General features: G+C 65.8%; 6 protein-coding genes and 1 pseudogene. 5 read left to right on the top strand and 2 right to left on the bottom strand.

Annotated elements, in window-relative coordinates; genetic code table 11:
- Nucleotides 1-100: pseudogene (locus KBZ07_RS14250) on the bottom strand ((2Fe-2S)-binding protein); the annotation flags it as partial.
- Between the two features lie 82 nt (nucleotides 101-182).
- Between KBZ07_RS14250 and KBZ07_RS14255 the strand changes: the two are divergent.
- Nucleotides 183-845 carry a class I SAM-dependent methyltransferase gene (locus tag KBZ07_RS14255; protein WP_254932228.1) on the top strand — a complete coding sequence of 221 codons (663 nt, stop codon included), beginning with the start codon at nucleotides 183-185 and terminating at the stop codon, nucleotides 843-845.
- 397 nt (nucleotides 846-1,242) lie between these two features.
- Here the strand turns inward: KBZ07_RS14255 and KBZ07_RS14260 are convergent, their stop codons facing one another.
- Nucleotides 1,243-1,818 carry a hypothetical protein gene (locus KBZ07_RS14260; protein ID WP_315860175.1) on the bottom strand — a complete coding sequence of 192 codons (576 nt, stop codon included), beginning with the start codon at nucleotides 1,816-1,818 and terminating at the stop codon, nucleotides 1,243-1,245.
- A 140-nt stretch (nucleotides 1,819-1,958) separates the two neighbouring features.
- Here KBZ07_RS14260 and KBZ07_RS14265 point away from each other — a divergent pair, with 140 nt between their 5' ends.
- The 4 genes from KBZ07_RS14265 (at nucleotide 1,959) to KBZ07_RS14280 (ending at nucleotide 6,670) form a co-directional block, all read left to right on the top strand.
- Nucleotides 1,959-3,785, top strand: coding sequence for a proline--tRNA ligase (locus KBZ07_RS14265; RefSeq protein ID WP_254932229.1), 1,827 nt, complete (start codon nucleotides 1,959-1,961; stop codon nucleotides 3,783-3,785).
- 51 nt (nucleotides 3,786-3,836) lie between these two features.
- Nucleotides 3,837-4,271, top strand: a complete 435-nt coding sequence (gene psb27, locus KBZ07_RS14270; RefSeq protein WP_254932230.1) for a photosystem II protein Psb27 — start codon at nucleotides 3,837-3,839, stop codon at nucleotides 4,269-4,271.
- An 88-nt stretch (nucleotides 4,272-4,359) separates the two neighbouring features.
- A complete protein-coding gene (locus KBZ07_RS14275; RefSeq protein WP_254932231.1) occupies nucleotides 4,360-5,679 on the top strand; it encodes an adenylosuccinate synthase in 1,320 nt (439 codons plus the stop codon).
- A gap of 1 nt (nucleotide 5,680) precedes the next feature.
- Nucleotides 5,681-6,670, top strand: coding sequence for an adenosine kinase (locus tag KBZ07_RS14280; RefSeq protein WP_254932232.1), 990 nt, complete (start codon nucleotides 5,681-5,683; stop codon nucleotides 6,668-6,670).
- Nucleotides 6,671-6,745: the final 75 nt, after the last annotated feature.

Below are 6,745 nucleotides of genomic sequence, written 5' to 3' on the forward strand. Positions count from 1 at the left end.
TGTAGGGGTTGATGCCCGCATCCAGGGCAGCCTTGCGAAGGTTTGCTCCCTCGATGCAACCGACCTGCTGGCCTTCCTGTTCAAAACGGATGGTGGGCACGGTCGGGCTGGGGGAATGGGCGCCGCCCAACTTAAGCCACGCCCGTCCCCCTGCCTAGCATTAGATCCCCCGACTTCAAGCCGTGTCAGCTCCCATCGGCTACGACCTGATCGTGCAGCAGCTGATTCCTGGCTACGCCAGCCTGGCCCGACTGGCGGTGGCCCTGCTGGCAGCCTCCCCCCTGGCTGGCCGCCAGGGGGCTGCGGTGCTGGTCGCGGGATGCGGCACAGGGGCCGAGCTGGTTGAGGCCCGGGCCCAGCGGCCCGACTGGCGGCTGACGGCCATTGACCCCTCCGCTGAGATGCTTGCCGCGGCCCGCCAGCGGCTGGGCGCGGAGGGCATCAGCTGGCGTCAGAGCAGCGTGGAGGATCTCCAGGCGGATGGCTGCTTTGCCGGAGCGCTCTCGGTGCTGGTGCTGCAGTCGCTGCCCGATGACGGGGCGAAACTGGCCTTCCTTGCCGCCCTGGCCCGCAGCCTGGAGCCCGGCGGCCAACTGGTGCTGGTTGACCTGATGGCGCCGGAGCGATCCGCCCTGCAGAGTCAGGTGGGAGAGGCCTGGCTCGGCTTCCAGCGGGCCAGCGGACTCGAGGCCGATCCGGAGGTGCTCGAACCCCTTACCCAGGGGCTCCACCCCATTGGCGAAGCCCGACTCAACTCCCTTGTCAATGCCGCCGGCTTCAGTGATCCGGCCAAGATTTTTCAGGCCCTCGGCTATGAGGGCTTTCTGCTGCAACGAACCCCCTGAAGGCGACGATTCAGTGGGGTTGCCAAAGTCAAGGACTCAGGGATCGGGAACCTGGGTCAAGGCTGAATCCATTGGCACCAATAGGGTCGCTGACCGTCCACCCACAACGGTGGCAAGGGGGACTACCGCGGTAACCAGGGCAATCAAGGCGCCGAGCAGAAGGGGGAGAAGGGCCTGCTGGCCTGGACTGTAAGGATCCTCAGGCTGATCGGCTATTGATTCTGAATCAATCGATTGGCGATCGGTAAATTCTTGATCGCCGGCCTGGGATTCTCGGGGAACAACATCCATGGGGTAGGAGCGGGCTCCATAGCCCAATCCCTAATCGTTAATAACTAACTCCAATTCTTACACCTTTTGCGAGCAACTGCCAAAAATCCCCTTGCCCCCTGACGGCTCAGGCAGCCGGGCGGGCGCCATGGTCCAGCTGGTCGCGGCGGGCACTGAGGTCAACAGCAGTGCGTCCATCGAGATGGTCGAGATGGTCAAGACGTGAGCGGATGGTCCGCAGCTCCTCAAGGATGGCTCCCAGTAACTGCTGGGTGGCCGTGGAGGGGGAGTTCAGCACCTCAACGGTCACCTCTTTGATCCGCAACACGTCGCGGGCAAAGCGGGCCACCTCGTTGGTGTGAAACATCAGGGGATCTTTCTGATCGGTCCTGTACTCAGGATTGAGCTTGCGCGGATTGAAGGGTGGGTTGAGGTTGCGGGGATCGGTATTGGTATAGCGGTATACCGATGCCCGGGAACGGTTCAGGGCCTTCTGCACCTCATCGATGCCAATCAGGCCCTCGCTCACCTCTGGGGCAGAGAAGGGGGCCGCTTCCCGATCGGTCGGCCCAGCTGGATCGGAGCCGAACCTGCTGGGATCAGAACCCTTAACAGAACCCGGAGCAGAACCCGTAAAGGCGGCTGCCCCATTGGTAGCAGCTCCGCTTTCGGCTCCAGCTTCAGCTCTGGCGTGGGAAGGCATGGGACCTCTAGGGCGCAGACCGAGACGGTTGGGAACCTAGCAGGGGTTTCAGGGACCCCCTCCCCCGGTGGCCACCCAGGCAATTGTGTGGCTGGGCGAGGGCTGGTGATAGGTTCCGCCCTCCCCCGAACCACCTGGCCATGCGCGTCTCCCGCCTGATGCTGGTGACGTTGCGCGATGACCCGGCGGAAGCCGAGATCCCCTCGCACAAGTTGTTGCTGCGGGCCGGTTACATCCGTCGCATGGGTCCAGGGCTCTACGCCTACCTGCCCCTGATGTGGCGCGTGCTGCAGAAGGTTTCAAAGGTTGTGCGTGAGGAGATGGACGCGACCGGGGCGCTGGAAACCCTGCTGCCCCAGCTGCATCCTGCGGAGCTCTGGCAGCGCAGTGGCCGCTGGGCGGGCTACACCGCAGGCGAGGGGATCATGTTTCACCTCCAAGACCGCCAGGGCCGATCCCTGGGGCTGGGACCCACCCATGAGGAGGTCGTGACTGAGCTGGCTGGGGACTTGTTGCGGTCCTACCGACAGTTACCAGTGAATCTGTATCAGATTCAAACCAAGTTCCGCGATGAAATCCGTCCTCGCTTCGGGCTCATGCGGGGGCGGGAATTCATCATGAAAGATTCCTACTCCTTCCATGCTGATGAGGAGTGCCTGCGGCAGAGCTATGCGGAGATGGATCGGGCCTACCGCCGCATCTTTGCCCGCTGCGGCCTGCGGACCGTGGCCGTGGAAGCGGACAGCGGGGCGATCGGTGGCTCCGCCAGCCAGGAATTCATGGTCACCGCCGAGGCGGGCGAAGACCTGATCCTGGCCAGCGGCGATGGGCGCTATGCCGCCAATCAGGAACGGGCCATCTCCCTTGCGGCAGAAGCCGTTGCCCTGCCGCAAGGGACCAGGGCCGCCGGCCTGGGCGAGGCCCTGGCCACCCCTGGGCAAAGCAGCATCGACGGCCTGTGCAAGGCCCATGGCTTCGATTCCAGCCAAATCCTGAAGGTGCTGCTGCTGCTGGCCCGCTTCGAGGACGGCCACCAGCAGCCCCTGCTGGTGAGCCTGAGGGGAGATCAGCAACTCAACGATGTGAAACTGGCCAATGCGGTGTCGGCACGCTGCTCAGCCGCCCATGGCGCCCTGCTGGAGATCGCCCCCCTCAGCGCCGAGGCCTCCAGCAAGGAGGGGCTCGGCCCGATTCCCTTCGGCTACCTGGGTCCCCAGCTCGAGGATGGCCTGCTGGATGGGGCCCGCACCTGGGCAAGGACATTCCTGCGGCTCGCCGACAGCAGTGCCACTGGGTTGGAGGCCTTTGTGTGCGGGGCCAACCGGATCGATACCCACCTAGTAGGTGCCGCCTGGGGATCCCTGTGTCCCTCCCCGGAGGGCCTGGACCTCCGGGCCGCCCAGCCGGGCGACCGCTGCCAGCACGACCCCAGCCAGCGCCTGGAAGCCAGCCGGGGCATCGAGGTGGGTCACATCTTCCAACTGGGCCGCAAGTACTCCGAAGCCCTAGGCGCCCGCTTCACCAACGGCTCAGGAGCCGAGGAGGCCCTGTGGATGGGCTGCTACGGCATCGGCGTCTCCCGACTGGCCCAGGCAGCCGTGGAACAGCTCCACGACGGGAAGGGCATCTGCTGGCCCCCATCGATCGCTCCCTATGAGGTGATCGTGGTGGTGGCCAATGGGGCCGAAGCCAGCCAACGGGAGCTGGGGGAACTGCTTTACAGCCAACTTCAGGCCAGCGGCGTCGAGGTGTTGCTGGACGACCGCGACGAACGGGCCGGGGTGAAGTTCAAGGACGCGGATCTGATCGGTATCCCCTGGCGCGTTGTGGTTGGCCGAGCCGCGGCGGCGGGCCTGGTGGAGCTGGTGGAGCGCTGCAGCGGCCACCAGCAGGAACTGGCGGCCACCGCCCTGCTGGAAACCCTCCTGCCCAGCCTGGAGCGCGGCAGGCAGGGGCTGGCCCCCTGAGGGTTCGGCGCCTGGGGTGGCTTCTAGGATCAGATCACCCGAATCAATCCCATGGCCGGTGTGTTCTCCCCCTTCCGCCAGCGGTTGAGGCTGCTGATTTCCCGCCTGGCGATTCTGCTGGTGCTCTGCCTGAGCCTGGGGCTCACGGCCTGCAGCACTGCCAGCACCGGCATCACAGGCAACTACGTGGAGGACACCGTCGCAGTGGCCGACAGTCTTCTGGCCACCATCGCGCTGGCGGCAGACGATCCCGCCAGGGGCGAGGCCGAAAACCAGGCCCGCAGCCTGAGCAGCGGCTACGTGGCCCGCTACCGGCCCCGCGGCAATGTCAATGGGCTGGCCTCTTTCACCACCATGCAGACAGCCATCAACTCCCTGGCCGGCCACTACACCAACTACCCGAATCGCCCCTTGCCCGATGCCCTCAAGGAGCGGCTCACCAAGGAATTGAACAAGGCGGAAATCTCTGTTGCTCGAGGCGCCTGAGCTGCCCTCCAGGGACCGGCATCTTTGACGAACGGTCCCTTGATCTGAGAGGCTCTATCTTTGTGCTCAACAGCGGCCAGCGGCCGCCGTGTCCTTGGCCAACGTCGTCGTCATCGGAGCGCAGTGGGGCGACGAGGGCAAGGGCAAGATCACCGATCTGCTGAGCCGCTCCGCCGATGTGGTGGTGCGTTACCAGGGCGGTGTCAATGCCGGCCACACGATCGTCGTAGACGGCATCGTGCTCAAGCTGCACCTGATTCCCTCGGGCATCCTCTACCCCGACACCATCTGCCTGATCGGCTCGGGCACGGTGGTGGACCCCAAGGTGATGCTCGGTGAGCTCGACATGCTTGCCGGCCATGGCATCGATGTGTCGGGGCTGAAACTGGCCTCGACGGCCCACGTCACCATGCCCTACCACCGCCTGCTGGATCTGGCGATGGAAGAGCGCCGTGGCGACCGCCGCATCGGCACCACCGGCCGGGGCATCGGCCCCACCTACGCCGACAAATCAGAACGCAACGGCATCCGCATTCTTGACATCCTCGATGGGGCCCGCCTGCGCCAGCGGCTGGCTGGCCCGCTGGCGGAGAAGAACGAAATCCTGCAGAAGCTCTACGGGCTCGAACCGCTTGACTTCGAGGCCATGGTGGCCGAGTACGTCGGCTATGGCGAGCGTCTGGCCCCCCACGTGGTCGACTGCACCCGCACCATCCACCAGGCTGCCCGCGCCCGCCAGAACATCCTGTTTGAGGGAGCCCAGGGCACCCTGCTGGACCTGGACCACGGCACCTATCCCTATGTCACCTCCTCCAATCCGGTGAGCGGAGGGGCCTGTATCGGCGCAGGCGTCGGCCCCACCCTGATCGACCGGGTGATCGGCGTGGCCAAGGCCTACACCACCCGGGTGGGCGAAGGCCCCTTCCCCACCGAGCTCGACGGCAGCCTCAACGACCACCTCTGCGACCGCGGCTGCGAGTTCGGCACCACCACGGGGCGACGGCGCCGCTGCGGCTGGTTTGACGGTGTGATCGGGCGCTACGCAGTTGAGGTAAATGGTCTCGACTGCCTGGCGATCACCAAGCTCGACGTACTGGATGAACTCGATGAGATCCAGGTGTGTGTCGCCTATGCCCTCGACGGCGAGCGGATTGATTACTTCCCCAGCAGCTCGGAGGATTTCGCCCGCTGCAAGCCCATTTTCGAAACCCTGCCCGGCTGGCAAACCTCCACAGCCCACTGCCGCAGCCTCGATGAGCTGCCCCCTACGGCGATGAGTTATCTGCGCTTCCTGGCCGACCTGATGGAGGTGCCCATCGCCATCGTCTCCCTGGGGGCCAGCCGGGACCAGACCATCGTGGTAGAGGATCCAATCCACGGCCCCAAACGCGCCCTGCTGAGTAACTGAAATGGAAAAGTGCTTCGACGTTGTCGGCATCGGCAACGCCATCGTGGATGTACTGGTTCAGGCCGATGACCGGTTCCTTGAGGACCATGACCTGACCAAGGGCACGATGGCCCTGGTCGATGAACATCAGGCGGAGCGCCTCTACGCCAGCGTGGGGCCTGGCCTGGAGACCTCCGGCGGTTCAGCCGCCAACACCCTGGCGGGGGTGGCCCAGCTGGGCGGCAGGGCCGGCTTCATCGGCCGGGTGCGCGACGACCAGCTCGGCGGCATCTTTGCCCACGACATCCGCTCGGTGGGAGCCCGTTTCGAGACCCCGGCCGCCACGGAGGGCCCCTCCACCGCCCGCTGCCTGATCCTGGTGACCCCCGATGCCCAGCGCACCATGTGCACCTACCTGGGGGCATCGGTGGGCCTGGATCCGGCCGACCTCGATCTGGAGATGGTGGCCCAGGCAAAACTCCTCTATCTCGAGGGCTACCTGTGGGACAGCGACGAAGCCAAGGCGGCCTTCATCGCCGCGGCCGAAATGGCCCGCGCCCATGGCGGGGAGGTGGCCCTGAGCCTCTCCGATGCCTTCTGCGTCGAGCGGCACCGCGACAGCTTCCAGGAGCTGGTCGATGGCCACGTCGACATCCTGTTTGCCAACGAGATGGAGATCACGGCCCTCTACAAGGCCAACAGCTTTGAAGAGGCCGCCGACCAGGTGCGGGGCCGCTGCAAGGTGGCAGCCCTCACCCGCAGCGAGCAGGGTTCCCTGATCCTGAATGGATCCGGCACCCACCAGGTGGAGCCCTACCGCCTTGGCCCCCTGGTGGACACCACCGGTGCCGGCGACCTCTACGCCGCCGGCTTCCTGCACGCCTATACCCAGGGTCAGGAGATCGCCGCCTGCGGCCGCCTGGGCTCCCTCTGTGCCGGTCAGGTGGTGACCCAGCTCGGTCCCCGTCCCCAGGGCTCCCTCAGGGAGCTGGTGGCCCAGCATCTGGGCTGAGGGCGGCGCCAGCAACACTTCGCCCAGCCAGTGTGGCCAGCAGCGCCTCCGCATCGAGGCTCTCCACCCCCGCCT

This window comes from Cyanobium sp. BA20m-14 (assembly GCF_024346295.1).